The organism is Methylocella tundrae (assembly GCF_901905185.1).
GTDB lineage: Bacteria > Pseudomonadota > Alphaproteobacteria > Rhizobiales > Beijerinckiaceae > Methylocapsa > Methylocapsa tundrae.
This window is the reverse complement of sequence record NZ_CABFMQ020000024.1, coordinates 22,123-39,009: the sequence shown is the minus strand read 5'-3', so window position 1 is coordinate 39,009 and position 16,887 is coordinate 22,123. Positions and strand designations below refer to the sequence as shown.

Sequence of the window (16,887 nt, the reverse complement as noted above, 5' to 3'; positions counted from 1 at the left end):
CAAAACGTGGCGGAAGACGCCCAAAATGCGATCGAGATCTATATCGACGCTGACGCCTGTCCCGTTAAAACAGAGATTTACCGGGTCGCTGAACGGCATAAGCTCAAGGTCTTCGTCGTCGCCAATAGCTATATCGCGACGCCCCGCGAGGATTGGATCAAGCGCATCCTTGTGGATGCGACGCCGGACGCCGCCGACGACTGGATCGCGGGCCGTGCGGCGCGCGGCGCCATCGTCATCACCTCGGATATTCCGCTCGCAAGCCGATGCGTCAAAGCAAACGCGGACGTTATCGCGCCTACCGGCAAGGCCTTCACGCAGGCCTCGGTTGGCGAGGCGCTCGCCACCCGCAATCTTCTCGACGCATTGCGCTCGCAGGGCGAGATCACCGGCGGCCCAAAGCCATTTTCTTCGCGAGACCGATCGGCGTTTCTGTCGGCGCTCGATCTCGCCATTGTGCGTTTGCGCCGAAGCGGCTTCAGCTGAAGGCTATAGCATGATAACGAAAAGTTGGGGGCTTTTCGGACCGCCATCATGCGCCAACCTTGGGCATCCATCGCCTCTCATGATTTTGGACTTAGCAGTCCAAAATCATCGTGATCTATAGCGGGCGCCTTACTTGCTGTTCGAGTCCATATTGCTTTTTGGCATCGCGCCGGATTGCGAGCCGGGCTTTGCCTCGACGCCGGGCGCCCCTGCCCCGGACGGCGTCTGCATCTCGTCAGCGGAGCGGCCTTCTTGTTTTTGGGTCGCAGCGCTCGGCTCGACATTCTTGCCAGCCGCCGTTCCGGACGTCGTTCCACTTGTCTGCGCCATCGCGACACCACCAAAAAGCAGCGCGGCGGCGGAAATGCCCGTTAAAAGACGTAAGGACATCACGTTCCTCCTTTTCTTGTTAAAGTCCATCTCTAACGATGAGCGCATGATTTGGTTGCTGACTATTTCGCGGCGGCGTCTGCATTGCCGCGGGCTTTCTTCAGCGGGTCGCCATCTGGATTTTCCAGGGGAAAAATGGGAAAATCGACCAAAGAGTTGAATGAATTACAAAAGTTTCCATTGTAATATCAGCTTGCAAGTCGCAAATGAATTCTTCCGCCCAGCTTTGAGGCGGCCACTATAGCCTCAGTCCTAGCTTAGCAAAAGGAAAGGCAGTGACGTTGATACAGGAGCCGACCTGGCCCTTTAATTAGCAAGATTTATTTAATTAGGAGGTGAACGAATTGGGTAAACTCAATGCGCAAGAAGGCCTACCCGCGAATTCGCCGGCTGCCGTTCAATATGGCGCATTGCCCTATCGCTTTACCGCTGCGGGAACCCTTGAAATTCTCCTGATCACGACAAAGCGAAGCAAGCGCTGGATCATCCCGAAGGGCGATCCGATCAAGGGCCTGAAGCCGCCGAAATCGGCAGCTCGTGAGGCCTTTGAGGAAGCAGGGATCCGAGGCTCCATCGCCGAGAAATCGATCGGCTCGTTTCGTTTCCAGAAAACCCTTGAAGGCGCGCCGAACCAATTATGCGACGTCAAGCTCTACCCGCTAAACGTCAAGCAGCAGATGAAGGATTGGCCGGAGGCCTCGCACCGCTCCGTGCGCTGGTTTGCGCCCGCGGAGGCGCAAGCCGCCGTCAATGACGTAGGCTTACAGACGCTGATTGGCCGCTTCGTCGAAAAAATGTCGTCGAAGGCCGGCTTGCGCCGCAAGGCAATGGTCAAGGCCGAGTTAAGCTCCGAACTCAGCGGTTAGGGCGTGATCCTGAAAAGTGGGATTTGAGACTTTGGACGCAATAGCCTTGGGAATGGCGTCCAAACTGGCGGCGACCATCAGATTGAGAGCGCCCAGGCCGAAAGAGGATAGGCGAGGATGAAGCCCAGCGCCGCGCCGGCGCAAATGTCGCTCGGATAGTGATGCCCTGAAGCAATCCGCGCCCAGCCCATCAGAAGCATCAGCGCCGCGGCGACGCTGAGGCAGTCGGGCCACGCAAGGACGATTGGCACCAGGACGCCGGAGAGGGTCATAGCGTGGCCGCTCGGGAAGGAATGCTCGTCGAGCACGCCGAACAGCGACGATAGCCGGGCGTCCGTCCGGAACGGGCGCGGCCGCCCGATGTAGCGCTTGATGGCCGGATAGAGGCAGTGCAGCAGCCCGGCGTTGAGACCTGCGGCCAGAATGACGCGAATCGCCTTCTCGCCGAAGTGTCCGAAGATGATCAGCGCCAGAATCGGATAGAGCCAGCCATTGCCAAGCTTGCTGATGACGACTGCGGAGGTGCGGCCGATTCTCCATTTGACGGAGCGCGAAAAGAAATGGACCGCCACAAGGTCCGCCGCCGAAAGCCGCTGCTTCGACGACGCCCAGAGTGTCGCGCATCGTCCGGCGTCCAGCTGCGAGGGCTCGCCGCTGCCCGGGACAAGCTCTCCAAGCTCAAGCTCTGCGTTGGTTCCATTGATGATCGAGGCTTCCTCAATCATGCGCGACAATGCCTTTCGTGACTGGGGCGATCAAACCACCCGGCCAACCGGAAACGAACCTTACCCTCCAAACATAACAATTTGATGCCGCGTCGGCTCACCCCCGAGACAGAAGGCCGACGCCGTTTTCAACGTAGCGCCGACCGGCCGCCTAAGGCAAGCGATTGGCCCCAATTCGCGGAATTACTAAGGGGATAGCCCGCCCCTTAAGTCCCCGATGGGCGGCAGAACGCAGCTGAAATGACGTTGCACGTCATCGTAGCATCCACAGGCCAACCCCCTCAGGCCGGCGGGCTCTTCTATCCTGATCAGTCCGCGCTGCAATTTGATGATTCCGCGGCTTTGTAAACCGCGCACTATGGCGGTGACATAGGTGCGCTGGACGCCGAGCATCTCCGCCAGAAGTTCATGCGTCACCGCGACATCGCTGGCGCCCATGGATTCGCGCGCCATCAAAAGCCAGCGACAGCAACGTTCCTCAAGAGAATGGAGGGCGTTGCAGGCAACCGATTGAAGAACCTGCGCCAGCAGAGCGTCGGCGTATCGCGTGAACAAGTCTCGAATCGCAGGAGACCGTCCCTTCAGCGCATCCAGCCGATCGAGGGAGATGCGCCGCCCATCGCCGGCAATCTGCACGACCGCGCGGGTGAAGGCGGGTTTGTAGCCGGCGCTGACGATGCCGCCCAAAGCGCCTTCAAAGCCGATATTTGCAACCTCGATCGATTTGCCTTCCGGAGGATGAATGACCAGCGAAAGCATGCAACCTTTCGCAGGAAAATAACAATGCTCGACATCTTCTCCCGGTTCAAACAAGACTTGGCCTTTCAGGAGACTGATTTTTTGGAGGTGCGGAGCCATCAACTCCAGATCAATTACGGATAATCTCGCGAGAAGGGAATTGTTCTCTTCGAATGTCCCTTCGTTTCCGCTGATGCGCCGCAAATGATGATTTTTCATCTGACATTCCACAATCTTGGCTAGACGAACCGCCCAATATTGTTTCGAAATCCCGAAACGCAGGGAAGCGCAAGTCGCGGCGAACACGCGGACGTCCGCTCCGGCACACATTTTCTGAGAAATACGGGCCGCCCGTATAAATCAGCAACACGGGGTTGAGTTCGCCTCCGGGCGCTGATCCTCGGAGCTTTACGAGAGAGACAGCCTAGCGCACCATGGTGCACCCATGACGGCTGGATTGGAGCCGGCCTGGGCGCAGCTATCGGCTCGGGATAGCGACGTTCACCCTCCCAACGTGTTGCCGCGGCAAAGGTTCATCGACCGCGACCGCATAGCCGAAAGCCTCAAGCTGTGCAAAAATCGCAGCCGACGATCAACCGCAATGATTGCAGAAGCCTCTGGCGACTGCATGCTATAATACTAAAGAAATGGATGACGCCTCAAGCCGCGCCGCGTCTGCGATGACGCCGCCCGGCGCTTTCGCAGGTCAGCAGAGGAAAGAACTTGCTCGCCGCCAAGCCGCTCCCGCAAGTCACCGATCCCGCAATCACCCTCTCCCGTAACGGCGAGATCTTAAGCTGGGACGCCGCGGCTCAGTCGCTGACGGGCTATGCGAGCGAAGAAATCATCGGCCACAAAATTGATGAGATCATCGCTGAGTCAGCGCTCGCGCCAAGCCGCGCTGCGATCGCGACTTTGAGCGGCGGCGATGCGGTCAAATTTGAAACCCTTCTGCGCTGCAAGGATGGCGCGCTCGTCGCCGTCGAAATCGACGCCGGCACAAATGCGGACGGTATGCGCCTCCTTGCTGAAATCGGGGCCGTCATCCGCGATCTTACGCAACAGCGCCGCGCGAACCGCGCGAACTGGCGGAATGAGGAAAGACTGCGGCTTGCCCTCTGCGCGGCGGACATCGGAACTTATGAGATCGACCTGTTGACGCGGCGATATCATCTCGATGCGCGCGCCGCCGCCATCTGGGGCCAAGACCTCTCTCAATCCCTCTGCTACGCATCGCTCGCGGCGCAGGTCCTCGACGAGGATCGACCAGCGGCGGAGGCCGCCTTCACCGCCGCAAGCGATCCGGCCGGCGACGGCGCTTATGCGCTCGAATTTCGCATTCGCCGCCAAAATGACGCAGCGCTGCGCTGGGTTGCGCTGCAGGGGAGGACATTCTTCGAGAATGGACAGGCCACGAGCCGCGTCGGCGTCATGCTCGACGTCACCGACCAGAAAAATGCGCAACAGGATTTGCGGCGGCGTGAGGAGTTTCTGCGCTGGATCGTGAGGGACGCGCCGATTCCGATCATGCTCCATACGGTGAGCGGCGTCATCGTCAGCGTCAATCAATGCTTCACCGAACAGAGCGGTTACACGCAGAAGGATTTTCCCGACGCGCGCGACTGGTTTACGCTTGGCCGCCGCCTGTCGCGCGAGGCCGCCGACGAACGACTGGAGATCATGCGCCGGCGCGCCGGCGCGCGCGAACCGCTTGCGCCCGAAGAAATCTCCGTGTGGATCAGAAGCGGCGAAGAGCGCTTCTGGCTCGTCTATTCCAGCACGCCTTTCGTCTCGCCCGAAGGCGCCGAAATCATCGTCTCCGCGGCGCTTGACGTAACTGAGCGCAAACGCTCGGAAGAAGCCAACGCCCATCTTGCGGCGATCATCGGAGCCACCGACGACGCTATCTACAGCCTCACCCTCGAAGGCGTGGTTCTCAGCTGGAACGCCGCCGCCGAACGCGTTTTCGGCCTGCCCGCGGACGCCATCATCGGGCGCAGCGATTTGATCCTCGCGCCGCAAGAGCTTCGTTCCGAAAGAACAGCGTTGCTGGAGGCGGCGAAAATGGGCGCGGTCGTGCGGCGTCAGACGAGGCGTTTGCGCCACGACGGCGCGGCGATCGACGTCTTACTCAGCATCGCGCCGATGCGCGGCTCGAACGAAGATGTGACCGCCGTATCGGTGCTGGTCCGCGACATCACGGCCGACAAGCGCGTGCTTGTCGAACTGGAGCAGGCGCACGCCAAGATGGCGCAGCAGACAGCGGAGCTCGACGCTATTTTCGAGGCGCTGAATGTCCCGGTCACGGTGTACAGCCGTCAAGGCACAATCGTGCGAACCAATGCGGCGGCTCGAGCCGTCTGGGGCGTTGCGCCGGACCTGCCCCACCCACTCGATTTCCGCCACATCGCCGCTCAGCTCAGCGTGCGCAACGCCGCGGGAGAAGCGGTCGATCCCGGCGTGCTATCGGCGCGTCGCGCGCTCGGCGGCGACGTCGTCACGGGCGAGGAATATCAGATCACCTCGCCAAGCGGACTGCGGCATGATTTCGACGCGGCCGAACTGCCGCTCGTCGTCGCCGGAGAGATCACGGGGGCCGTGTCAGTCTGGCATGACATCACCGAACATAAACGCAAGGACGAACAAACCTCAATTCTTCTGCGCGAATTGTCCCATCGTTCCAAGAATCTCCTGACGGTCATCGAGTCGATCCTGCGACAGTCCGCCAAAGGCAGCGGTTCGAAAGAGGAGTTCGTCGCGCGATTCAGCGAGAGGCTGCACGCTCTCGCCAATTCGCACGATCTTCTCGCCAAGCATAATTCGCTATGCGTCTCGATGACCGATCTGATTTTTTCGCAGGTCGGACATCATTGGGAGCCCGGCCAAAGGCGCATCTCGATGAATGGGCTTGGTCTGAGGTTGAAACCCGACGCGGCGCAGATGATCGGCATGGCTTTGCATGAGCTCTCGACCAACGCCGCCAAATATGGCGCATTGTCCAATCAGACCGGCCAGGTGTCGATCAGCTGGAACATCGAAGTCGAGAGCGGGGGCGAAGCCGTGTTCCAGTTGAAATGGGTCGAGCGCGGCGGTCCGCAGGTCGCGCCTCCCGCGCGCAAGGGTTTCGGCACCACGGTGATCCAACGAGTCGCGGGCCAGTCCTTGAATGGATCGGCAAGCCTTGATTATTTTCCCGATGGCGTCGTGTGGGTGCTTCGCGCGCCGCGCTCCGCCGTCGTCGACGCCGCCTTTCAGGAAGCCCCGCGCGGCGAGCGCATGCGGTCTCAGGCGCTTGAAAAGCTGCAGAGCGCCTGGATCGACCTGCATCGGGACGGAAGCCTTCCGCGGCTCGCCGATATGCCTTTTGGCTGCGGCGAAACGCAGGACAATCTCATCATCGCCCATGTCGACCATGAAAAGACCCCTCCGGGCGTGCGCTTTATCATGATCGGCAAAGCCTTGACCGAACGCATGGGACTTCGTCTTGAAGGGCCGGAGATGGAACTGACCGAAACGGAGATTGTCGGCGCCGAGGACGGCCCCTATCGCCGCTGCATCCGCTCGGGAAAGCCAGCCTACGAATACGCCTATTTCAACCTGGGTCAGGGCCGCTCGTTCTTTTTTGAAAGGCTGCTTTTGCCTCTTTCCGATGACGGACGCAGGATCACCCACATCGTCGGCATGGCGAGTTTCGAAGATGGATTGCCCGTCTTGCCGCGCATCTAAGCACCGGCGCCCGCTCGATGAAGAAATAAAATCGCTCCTCAACGGTGAACCAAGCAGCGGCTCAACGGTTGTCTCGCCGGAAGAAGGAGGTCTTTTGATGAAAGCTGCTCAACTGTTGAGAAAGGACGCTCTTCTCGCTTCGCTCCTCATTGGTCTCGGCGCCGCCGGTTTCGCCGGCGCGGCGTACGCACGGCCGGGCGGCTGCGTCAAGGGCGCCGTCGTTGGCGGCATCGCGGGTCATCTTGTCGGCCACGGCATCGCGGGAGCCGCCGCCGGATGCGCCTATGGCGCTCATGAGCGTCATAAATATGATCGTCAGCAGACTGGCGAAGGACGATCGAGTTCGGATCAACACGGGGCCAGTCAGTATTGACGCCGGGCTCGCGCCGGGTCCCGCGCGCGCCCTCGACTCGGCCCCGGCGCCGGCGCAGGTCCTGGCGAGACCGCCGAGAGCGACGCTATATTCGGTGATCGCCCGAAACAGGCGTCCGGCGCTTTGGAGTCAAAAGATAGGCAACCTGCTTGCGGTTGAAGCGCAGGCATTTCCCTCGATTTCTCGGCCAGCCCGATTTCGATCGATCTGCCGGCCTTGTGAGAACGCGCGAGTCCGCGATTTCCTTCATCCTCGCCTTTATCGGCTTTCTCCCATAGGCTAGTGTCGCTCGGTTCGATACGGATCGCGGCTGAAAGCGCTGGCGTCCTCGGGTGTGTGGCCCGCGCTTTGCTCGAAGCTGACGCCAGCAGCGCCCAAGAGGCCGAAGATTAGGGAGCCCGCCCGGATGGATCTTGAAACTCATGCCGCGTCGGCCCCGGACGCCGCGGCGCCAGCGGCCGAGACGCAAGCCATTGGCGAGGATGTCGCAGCGATTCGCGATTTGATTCTCGCCAAGCTCAAATATTCGGTCGGCAAGAGCGTCACCGCGGCAAGTCCGCACGACTGGTTCGTCGCGACGGCGCTGAGCGTGCGCGACAAGGTCGTCGAAAGCTGGCTATCCTCCATCGAAAGCTCCAAGCGGACAGGCCGCAAGCGCGTCTATTATCTCAGCCTGGAATTCCTGATCGGGCGGCTCCTCATCGATGCCTTGACCAATATGGAAATGATCGACGAAACGCGCGCCGCGCTCGCCGAACTTGGCGTCGACCTTGAGACCCTGCGCGAGGTCGAAGACGACGCGGCGCTCGGCAATGGCGGCCTTGGCCGGCTTGCGGCCTGCTTCATGGAAAGCATGGCGACCCTCTCGATCGCCGCCTACGGCTATGGCATCCGCTACGATCACGGGCTGTTCCGCCAGCGCATCAAGAACGGCCGCCAACTCGAATATCCCGAGGATTGGCTGTCGTTCGGCAATCCGTGGGAGTTTCAGCGCCCCGAGATCGTCTGCCCCATCGGTTTCGGCGGCCACATTGACACGGAAACGCGACCTGACGGCGAATTGAGACAAGTGTGGCATCCGGGCGAGACGGTCGAGGCGCTGGCCTATGACACGCCAATCCCCGGCTGGCGCGGCGCCCATATCAACACGCTTCGGCTCTGGTCAGCGCGCGCGGTCGATCCCTTGCGTCTCGACCAATTCAACAGCGGCGACCATATCGGCGCGCTGATGGATCGGGTGCGCGCCGAATCGATCTCGAAGGTGCTCTATCCAGGCGACACAACCCCCGCCGGCCAGGAGCTGCGGCTGCGGCAGGAGTTCTTCTTTGCTTCCGCCTCGTTGCAGGATCTCGTCCGGCGCCACATCAGCCTGTATGGCGACGTCCGCACGCTCGCCGACAAGGCGGCGATCCAACTCAATGACACACATCCCGCAATCGCCATCGCGGAACTTATGCATATCCTTGTCGATTTGCACGACATTCCGTGGGACGAGGCCTGGGCGATTACACAAGCGACATTCAGCTACACCAATCACACGCTGCTCCCCGAGGCGCTCGAGACCTGGCCTGTGCCACTGATGGAGCGGTTGCTGCCGCGACATATGCAGATCATTTATCTGATCAACGCGCTGCATCTCGCCAAGGTGAGCGGGGAGCCGGATGCAACAGGCCACCGCCTTGCGGCGCTATCCTTGATCGATGAATCGCACGGGCGGCGGGTCCGTATGGGCCATCTCGCCTTTCTTGGCTCACACAAGGTCAATGGCGTCTCGCAGCTTCACTCCGATTTGATGAAAACGACGGTGTTCCACGATCTCGAATCGATAGCGCCCGGAAAGATCACCAACAAGACCAACGGCATCACCTTTCGCCGGTGGCTGAAAGAAGCAAACCCTGCCCTCACCTCGCTTTTGATGGAAGTTGTCGGCGACAATCTCCTCGACAACGCGATGGTGCTTGAGAAAGTCGCCGCGCTTGCCGACGATTCATCGTTCCAGGAGCGCTACGCTGCGATCCGCCGCGCCAACAAGATGACGCTGGCGCGGTTGGTGCAGCAACGCATCGGCGTCAAGCTCAATCCCGACGCGCTGTTCGATGTGCATATCAAGCGCATTCACGAGTACAAGCGCCAGGTGCTGAATATTCTGGAGGCCGTCGCGATCTATGAGGAAATTCGCGCACAGCCCTTCCGGGACTGGATACCGCGCGTAAAAATTTTCGCCGGCAAAGCGGCGGCGAGCTACACGACGGCGAAGCTCATCATCCAGCTCGCAAATGATGTCGGCAAGGTCATCAATTCGGATCCTGCGCTGCGCGGGCTTTTGAAAGTCGTGTTCCTGCCGAACTACAATGTCAGCCTCGCGGAAAGGATTATTCCGGCCGCCGATCTTTCAGAGCAGATCTCGACAGCCGGCATGGAGGCGTCCGGCACCGGAAATATGAAATTCGCGCTGAACGGAGCGCTGACCATCGGAACGCTCGACGGCGCCAATGTCGAAATTATGGAGCATGTCGGCTCACCCAATATTTTTATATTTGGATTGACGGCCGACGAGGTCGAAGCCAAACGGAGCCAGGGCATCAATGGGCAGGACGCGATCGCACGATCGCCGAAACTTTCTGAAGCGCTGGAATCGATCGCGTCAGGGGTTTTTTCGCCGGACGAGCCGCATCGCTATCGCGGGCTCGTCGATGCGTTGACCTACCATGACTTCTTTCTGGTGACGGCCGATTTCGACGCTTATTACAACGCGCAGCGCGCGGTGTTCAGACGCTGGCGCGACAAACCTGCATGGTGGCGTTCGGCCATCCTCAACACAGCGCACATGGGATGGTTCTCTTCGGACAGGACGATCGCTGAATACGCCGAAGAAATATGGAACGTCCCAGTGACTCCGCCAGGACGCAAGTGAGAATGGGGCATGGCGCGAACATAACCGTGACGCGGCCTTGCTGGCAGATCAGCGACGCCGATGTGGAAGCCATCCTAAGAGCGCGCCACAATGATCCGTTCGCGATTCTTGGAGCCCATAAGGTTGCCCAAGGGGTCGTTATCCGGGCCTTTGCGCCGCATGCCGAAAAGCTTGCCGCCTTGATCGACGATGGCGAAGCGGTCGCGCTCGAGGCGCGCGGCGGCGGCTTTTTTGAAGGGCTCGCTCAGGGCCGGACCGCGCCGCCGCGTTATCGCCTCGAAGCGTCGAACGCCGGCGGATCCTGGAGCTTCATTGATCCTTACGCCCTGCCGCCCGTGCTTGGCGCGATGGATGATTATCTCCTCGTCGAAGGCACGCATCGCCTGCTCTACCAGCGTCTCGGCGCTCATCTCATGCGCCTTGAAGGCGTTGATGGCGTTCATTTCGCGGTCTGGGCGCCGCACGCCGCCCGCGTCTCCGTCGTCGGCGACTTCAACGGCTGGGACGGGCGGCTGCACCAGATGCGAAAGCGCGTCGACTCAGGGCTCTGGGAGATCTTCGCTCCCGATGTCATCGAGGGAACCGCCTACAAGTATGAGATCATCTCGCGCGATGGGCGGCTGTTGCCGCTCAAGGCGGACCCTGTTGGATTTGCCGGAGAGTTCCGTCCCTCGACGGCTTCGCTCGTCGCGCGCACGGACAAGTTCACCTGGTCGGACGCCGATTATCTCGACCATCGCCGAAACGGCGAGGCCTGGCGCCAGCCGATGACGATTCTCGAGGCGCATCTTGGCTCGTGGCGGCGCGGCGAAGGCGGCCGCTTCCTGACCTATGACGAACTCGCCGAGCAGTTGATCCCCTACGCCGTCGATCTCGGCTTCACGCACCTCGAGCTGATGCCCATATCCGAACATCCGCTTGACGCCTCGTGGGGTTATCAGCCGATCGGTCTTTTCGCCCCGACGCGCCGATTTGGCGATCCGGCGGGGTTTGCGCGTTTTGTCGACAAGGCGCATGCTGCCGGGCTCGCCATTATCCTCGACTGGGTTCCGGCCCATTTCCCAACCGACGTGCACGGGCTCGCCCACTTCGACGGGCAGCCTCTTTATGAGCACGCCGACCCGCGCCGTGGATTTCATCCAGACTGGAACACGGCGATCTATGATTTCGGCCGCCGCGAAGTGGCCGGTTTCCTGGCGGCGAACGCCCTTTTCTGGCTCGACCGCTATCATATCGACGGGCTGCGCGTCGACGCCGTCGCCTCGATGCTCTACCTCGATTATTCGCGCAACCCCGGCGAATGGCTGCCAAATCCCGACGGCAGCAACGACAATCGCGACGCGGTCGGCTTTTTGAAAAGGTTCAACGAACTCGTTTATGAAACCTATCCGGGCGTCGTCACGTTGGCGGAGGAATCCACGGCCTGGGCCGGCGTCTCGGCTCCGACCAGTTCGGGCGGGCTCGGCTTCGGCTTCAAGTGGAACATGGGCTTCATGCACGATACGCTGGAATATATGGAGATCGATCCGATCCATCGCCGCTGGCATCATGACAAGATGACCTTTGGCCTCATCTACGCCTTTTCCGAAAATTTCGTACTGCCGCTCAGCCATGATGAAGTCACGCATGGCAAGGGATCGCTGCTCAGTAAAATGTCCGGCGACGACTGGCAGATGTTCGCCAATCTTCGCGCCTATTACGGCTACATGTGGGGACATCCCGGCAAGAAACTCCTGTTCATGGGGCAGGAATTCGCTCAACGGCGCGAGTGGAGCGAAGAGGGCGAACTCGACTGGCGTCTTCTCGACGCGCCGGCGCACAAGGGCGTGCAGACGCTGATCCGCGACCTCAACCGCCTGCACAGGAGCTTGCGCGCACTGCATCTGCGCGATAGCGAGCCTGGCTGTTTCGCATGGATCATCGGCGATGACCGCGATCAGTCCGTCTTCGCCTTCGCGCGGTTTGGCGAGGCTGGCGACCCGCCGGTCGTCGTCATCAATAATTTCACGCCGGAGCCGCGCCATAATTACACTGTCGGCCTGCCGCGCGCCGGGATCTGGCGCGAAATCCTCAACACGGACGCCACCGTCTACGGGGGCTCCGGCGTCGGCAATTTCGGCTCTATCACGGCGCGCGACGTCCCGGCGCACGGTCAGCCTGTCTCGGCGCAAGTCACGCTGCCGCCGCTGGCGACGCTCTATTTCGTCCCGGAGGCCTGACGAAAAGCGCGCGCGCCCGGACATGCCTCAGAAGACCATCGCCCCGGAGGGAAAAGCGAAATGAGATTGAGCGCGCCAATTGGACGCCAAGCCATGGCTTTTGTCCTGGCGGGAGGCCGCGGCAGCCGCCTGCTCGAATTGACGGACCGGCGCGCCAAACCAGCGGTCTATTTCGGCGGCAAGATGCGGATCATCGACTTCGCTTTGTCGAATGCGCTGAACTCCGGCATCCGCCGCATCGGCGTCGCCACGCAATACAAGGCGCACAGCCTCATCGGACATCTGACGCGCGGCTGGAACTTTTTTCGACCCGGCAGCAATGAAAGCTTCGACATCATGCCGGCCAGCCAGCGCGTGTCCGAGGATCAATGGTATGCCGGCACCGCCGACGCAGTGTTTCAGAATATCGACATCATCCGCGACCGCGCCCCGAAATATATGGTCATTCTCGCCGGCGACCACGTCTACAAGATGGACTATGAGGTCATGTTACAGCAGCACGCCGACTCGGGCGCCGACGTCACCATTGGATGCCTCGAAGTGCCGCGGCTCGAGGCGAGCGCCTTTGGCGTCATGCATGTCGACGATAAGGACCGGGTCATCGCGTTCATCGAAAAACCCGCCGCTCCGCCGCCGATGCCAAGCGATCCCGAGAGGGCGCTCGCCTCGATGGGCATTTATGTTTTTGAAACGAACTTCCTGTTCGAACAGCTTGAACGAGACGCTTATGATCCGCATTCAAGCCGCGACTTCGGCAAGGACATCATTCCCTATCTCGTCAAACACGGCAAAGCGGTCGCGCATCACTTTTCGGATTCCTGCGTGCGCTCTTCGGACGACGAGCCCTCCTACTGGCGCGACGTCGGCACGGTCGACGCCTACTGGGAAGGCAATATCGACCTCACCGATATAGTTCCCGATCTCGACCTTTTCGACAAGGATTGGCCGATCTGGACCGATAGCGCGGTCACGCCGCCGGCAAAATTCGTGCATGATGAAGACACGCGCCGCGGCATGGCGGTTTCATCGGTCGTATCAGGCGGGTGCATCATTTCAGGCGCCAAGGTCAAGCGATCGCTTCTCTCGACCGGCGTCAGGGTCAATTCCTATTGCGACGTTGAGAATGCGGTCATCCTGCCTTATGTCGAGGTCGGACGGTCAACCCGCCTTCGCAATGTCGTCATCGACCGCGGCGTAAAGATCCCGGAGGGTCTCGTCGTCGGCGAAGATCCGGTCGCAGACGGCAAGCGATTTCGCCGCACGGAGAAAGGGATCTGCCTGATTACTCAAACCATGATCGACCGCCTGGCATGAGCGACGGCCCGGCATGAGCGACGTCACGGTTCTGGCCGTCGTTTCCGAGATTTTCCCGCTGGTCAAGACAGGCGGCCTCGCCGATGTTGCGGGCGCCCTGCCCTCGGCGCTGGTCCCCGAGGGCGTTGAGGTCGTGACCCTGACGCCCGGCTATCCCGCGGTGATGAAGGCAGTCAATCACGCTGAAACCGTGGTCGAGTCGGAGCAGATTTTTGGCGGCGAGGCGCGGGTTTTGCGCGCCGACGCCGCCGGGCTCGATCTTTTCGTGCTCGACGCGCCGCATCTTTTCAATCGTCCGGGCGGTCCCTATGCCGGACCCGACGGACAGGACTGGCCGGATAATCCCTTTCGCTTCGCGGCCCTCAGCCGCGCCGGGGCGCAGCTCGCCCTCGGCTTCGCGCCCGGCTTTGCCCCCGATGTCGTTCATACGCACGACTGGCAGGCGGGCCTGACCGCGGCCTATCTCCACTATGACGGCCGCCCCCGCCCGGGAACCGTGGCGACGATCCACAATCTTGCTTTTCAGGGCCAGTATCCCGCCGAGCTGCTCGGCGCGCTCGGTCTGCCGCATGAAGCCTTCGCGATCGAGGGGGTCGAATATTACGGCATGATCGGCTTTCTGAAAGCCGCTCTCGCCCTCTCCGACCGCATTACCACGGTGTCGCCGACTTACGCCGCCGAGATACGCACGCCAGATTTCGGCATGGGCCTCGATGGGCTTTTACGCGCCCGGGGCATGGCGGTGACCGGCATCCTCAATGGCGTCGACGAAGATATTTGGGACCCTTCCATCGATCCGCTGATTGCGGAGCCTTTCGACGTGCGCACGCTGGCGCGCCGCCCGGCCAACAAGGCGCTGCTTCAGCGCAAGTTCGGCCTCGACGTCGATCCGGGCGCGCTGCTGTTTGGCGTCGTGAGCCGCCTCTCCTGGCAAAAGGGGCAAGACCTTCTGCTGGCCAATCTCGGCGTTCTCGAGCGCATCGGCGCGCAGCTCGTCGTCCTCGGTTCGGGAGATCCCGATCTCGAACAGCAGCTTCTGGCGGCGGCGGCCAAGCAGCCGCACCGCATCGGCGCATTGATCGGCTATGACGAGGCGACCGCTCATCAGATTCAGGCCGGCGCGGACGCCCTTTTGATCCCATCGCGCTTCGAGCCTTGCGGATTGACGCAGCTCTGCGCGCTGCGCTACGGGGCGCTTCCGATCGTCGCCCGCGTCGGGGGTCTTGCCGACACCATCATCGACGCCAATGAGATGGCTCTCGCCGCCGGGCTTGGAACCGGCCTGCAGTTTTCTCCGGTGACGGCCGAAATGCTGGGCGCCACTCTGGAGCGCGCCTCGCGGCTCTGGGGCGAGCCCGAGATCTGGGACGAATTGATCGAAAACGGCATGATGACCGATGTGTCGTGGCGGCGCCCCGCGGCCGCTTACGCGAAACTCTATCGCGACCTCATCCGCCACAGGCGCGCGGGCCACAAATCCTCAACCTCGTGATCTGGAAAACGCATGATTGAAACCATAGCGACGACGCCCTTCGAGGGACAGAGGCCTGGAACGTCGGGGCTCCGCAAAAAGACGCCTGTGTTCCAGACGCCAGGCTATCTCGAAAATTTCGTGCAATCGATCTTCGACAGTCTCGAAGGCTTCGAGGGCGCGACTTTGGTCCTCGGCGGCGACGGACGCTTCTTCAATCGCGAAGCAATACAGGTCGTCCTCAAAATGGCGCTCGCCAATGGCTTCGGCAAAATACTGGTCGGACGCGGCGGCATATTATCGACGCCCGCCGCCTCGCACCTGATCCGTAAATTCAGCGCTTTTGGCGGCGTCGTTCTCAGCGCCAGCCACAATCCGGGCGGCCCGCACGGCGATTTCGGCATCAAATACAATTCCGCTAATGGCGGACCGGCGCCGGAAAAAGTCACGGAAGCGATTTTTGAGCGCACGAAAGCCATCTCCCGCTATCGCATCCTGCAAACCGCCGACGTCGACCTCGACAGAACCGGCTCGCTGAGGCTCGGGCCGGGCGCCGTCGAGATCATCGATCCCGTCGCCGATTACGCGCAGCTAATGCAGCAGCTCTTCGACTTCGACAGGATCGCCGGGCTTTTCAAATCCGGCTTTCGCCTGCGTTTTGACGCCATGTCGGCGGTGACGGGCCCCTATGCGGCGCGGATTTTCCAGGATCTCCTCGGCGCGCCGGCGGGGTCGGTCCTCAACGCGAAGCCCCTGCCCGATTTTGGCGGCCACCATCCAGACCCAAACCTCGTCCACGCCAGGCATCTCTACGACCTCGCAATGACGGCGGATGGCCCTGACCTCTGCGCCGCCTCTGACGGCGACGGCGACCGAAATCTCATCATTGGCCGCGGGCGCTTCGTGACGCCCTCCGACAGTCTCGCCATTCTCGCGGCCAATGCGCATCTGGCGCCCGGCTACGCAGGCGGCCTCAAGGGCATTGCCCGCTCGATGCCGACAAGCCGCGCCGCTGACAAGGTCGCGGAAAAGCTTGGCGTCCCTCTGTTCGAGACGCCGACGGGGTGGAAATTCTTCGGCAATCTGCTCGACGCGGGTTTGGCCACGATCTGCGGCGAGGAAAGCGCCGGAACCGGCTCCGATCATGTCCGCGAGAAGGACGGACTTTGGGCGATCCTGCTCTGGCTCAACGTACTGGCGGTGCGCGGCGAAAGCATCGACGCCATCGTCACGAAACATTGGGCGGACTATGGCCGCAACTTCTATGCCCGATATGATTATGAGGAAGTCGAGGCCGATGGCGCCAACGCCCTGATCAAGGCGTTGCGCGACGCACTGCCGGGCCTTAAGGGCAAGCATTATGGCGCCTTGAGGATCGACGCAGCCGATGATTTTGCCTATCACGATCCCGTCGACGGCTCTGATTCCACACATCAGGGCATTCGCATCCATTTCGAGGATGGCGGGCGCATCGTCTATCGCCTCTCCGGCACAGGCACCGCCGGCGCGACCCTGCGGGTCTATATCGAGCGCTTCGAGCCCGATCCCGCGCGCCAGGATCAGGAGACCGCGACGGCCCTTGGCGATCTGATCGGCCTTTCGAACGAGATTGCCGGAATCGCGAAATTTACCGGGCGCACGGCGCCGTCGGTGATCACCTGAGCG

At 61.3% G+C, this 16,887-nt stretch carries 12 protein-coding genes; 9 read left to right on the top strand and 3 right to left on the bottom strand.

Features of this window, described 5'->3' with window-relative positions:
- Nucleotides 1-6: 6 nt before the first annotated feature.
- Entirely contained in the window at nucleotides 7-486 is a 480-nt protein-coding gene (locus tag MPC4_RS03825) for a YaiI/YqxD family protein (RefSeq protein ID WP_174511414.1), read from the top strand.
- A 129-nt stretch (nucleotides 487-615) separates the two neighbouring features.
- Here MPC4_RS03825 and MPC4_RS03820 read toward each other — a convergent pair whose 3' ends face one another.
- Complete coding sequence (locus MPC4_RS03820; protein WP_174511353.1) at nucleotides 616-876, bottom strand: hypothetical protein; 261 nt, start codon at nucleotides 874-876, stop codon at nucleotides 616-618.
- A 344-nt stretch (nucleotides 877-1,220) separates the two neighbouring features.
- Here MPC4_RS03820 and MPC4_RS03815 point away from each other — a divergent pair, with 344 nt between their 5' ends.
- Nucleotides 1,221-1,742, top strand: coding sequence for an NUDIX hydrolase (locus tag MPC4_RS03815; protein ID WP_174511352.1), 522 nt, complete (start codon nucleotides 1,221-1,223; stop codon nucleotides 1,740-1,742).
- Nucleotides 1,743-1,819: 77 nt separating this feature from the next.
- On the opposite strand, the gene MPC4_RS03810 is transcribed toward MPC4_RS03815, so the two are convergent.
- Nucleotides 1,820-2,467 carry a phosphatase PAP2 family protein gene (locus MPC4_RS03810; RefSeq protein ID WP_174511351.1) on the bottom strand — a complete coding sequence of 216 codons (648 nt, stop codon included), beginning with the start codon at nucleotides 2,465-2,467 and terminating at the stop codon, nucleotides 1,820-1,822.
- Between the two features lie 186 nt (nucleotides 2,468-2,653).
- Nucleotides 2,654-3,226: a Crp/Fnr family transcriptional regulator gene (locus MPC4_RS03805; RefSeq protein WP_174511350.1), complete on the bottom strand. Its 573-nt coding sequence runs from the start codon at nucleotides 3,224-3,226 to the stop codon at nucleotides 2,654-2,656.
- Between the two features lie 702 nt (nucleotides 3,227-3,928).
- Here MPC4_RS03805 and MPC4_RS03800 point away from each other — a divergent pair.
- The 7 genes from MPC4_RS03800 (at nucleotide 3,929) to MPC4_RS03770 (ending at nucleotide 16,884) form a co-directional block, all read left to right on the top strand.
- Nucleotides 3,929-6,931, top strand: a complete 3,003-nt coding sequence (locus tag MPC4_RS03800; protein WP_174511349.1) for a PAS domain S-box protein — start codon at nucleotides 3,929-3,931, stop codon at nucleotides 6,929-6,931.
- A gap of 97 nt (nucleotides 6,932-7,028) precedes the next feature.
- A complete protein-coding gene (locus MPC4_RS03795) occupies nucleotides 7,029-7,304 on the top strand; it encodes a hypothetical protein (protein ID WP_174511348.1) in 276 nt (91 codons plus the stop codon).
- Between the two features lie 406 nt (nucleotides 7,305-7,710).
- On the top strand, nucleotides 7,711-10,218 hold the full coding sequence (locus tag MPC4_RS03790; RefSeq protein ID WP_174511347.1) for a glycogen/starch/alpha-glucan phosphorylase: 2,508 nt from the start codon (nucleotides 7,711-7,713) through the stop codon (nucleotides 10,216-10,218).
- A gap of 2 nt (nucleotides 10,219-10,220) precedes the next feature.
- Nucleotides 10,221-12,437 carry a 1,4-alpha-glucan branching protein GlgB gene (gene glgB, locus MPC4_RS03785; RefSeq protein ID WP_174511346.1) on the top strand — a complete coding sequence of 739 codons (2,217 nt, stop codon included), beginning with the start codon at nucleotides 10,221-10,223 and terminating at the stop codon, nucleotides 12,435-12,437.
- 60 nt (nucleotides 12,438-12,497) lie between these two features.
- Nucleotides 12,498-13,751 carry a glucose-1-phosphate adenylyltransferase gene (gene glgC, locus MPC4_RS03780; RefSeq protein ID WP_174511345.1) on the top strand — a complete coding sequence of 418 codons (1,254 nt, stop codon included), beginning with the start codon at nucleotides 12,498-12,500 and terminating at the stop codon, nucleotides 13,749-13,751.
- A gap of 13 nt (nucleotides 13,752-13,764) precedes the next feature.
- Nucleotides 13,765-15,243 (top strand): glycogen synthase GlgA, encoded by a 1,479-nt coding sequence (gene glgA / locus MPC4_RS03775; RefSeq protein WP_174511344.1) that lies wholly within the window; start codon nucleotides 13,765-13,767, stop codon nucleotides 15,241-15,243.
- A 12-nt stretch (nucleotides 15,244-15,255) separates the two neighbouring features.
- On the top strand, nucleotides 15,256-16,884 hold the full coding sequence (locus MPC4_RS03770; protein ID WP_174511343.1) for an alpha-D-glucose phosphate-specific phosphoglucomutase: 1,629 nt from the start codon (nucleotides 15,256-15,258) through the stop codon (nucleotides 16,882-16,884).
- Nucleotides 16,885-16,887 lie beyond the last annotated feature (3 nt).

Coding starts and splice junctions, on each gene's coding strand:
- MPC4_RS03790 (WP_174511347.1), top strand. CDS start 7,711: ATGGATCTTGAAACTCATGCCGCGTCGGCCCCGGACGCCGCGGCGCCA.
- MPC4_RS03805 (WP_174511350.1), bottom strand. CDS start 3,226: ATGCTTTCGCTGGTCATTCATCCTCCGGAAGGCAAATCGATCGAGGTT.
- glgA (WP_174511344.1), top strand. CDS start 13,765: ATGAGCGACGTCACGGTTCTGGCCGTCGTTTCCGAGATTTTCCCGCTG.
- glgB (WP_174511346.1), top strand. CDS start 10,221: ATGGGGCATGGCGCGAACATAACCGTGACGCGGCCTTGCTGGCAGATC.
- MPC4_RS03795 (WP_174511348.1), top strand. CDS start 7,029: ATGAAAGCTGCTCAACTGTTGAGAAAGGACGCTCTTCTCGCTTCGCTC.
- glgC (WP_174511345.1), top strand. CDS start 12,498: ATGAGATTGAGCGCGCCAATTGGACGCCAAGCCATGGCTTTTGTCCTG.
- MPC4_RS03820 (WP_174511353.1), bottom strand. CDS start 876: ATGTCCTTACGTCTTTTAACGGGCATTTCCGCCGCCGCGCTGCTTTTT.
- MPC4_RS03810 (WP_174511351.1), bottom strand. CDS start 2,467: ATGATTGAGGAAGCCTCGATCATCAATGGAACCAACGCAGAGCTTGAG.
- MPC4_RS03770 (WP_174511343.1), top strand. CDS start 15,256: ATGATTGAAACCATAGCGACGACGCCCTTCGAGGGACAGAGGCCTGGA.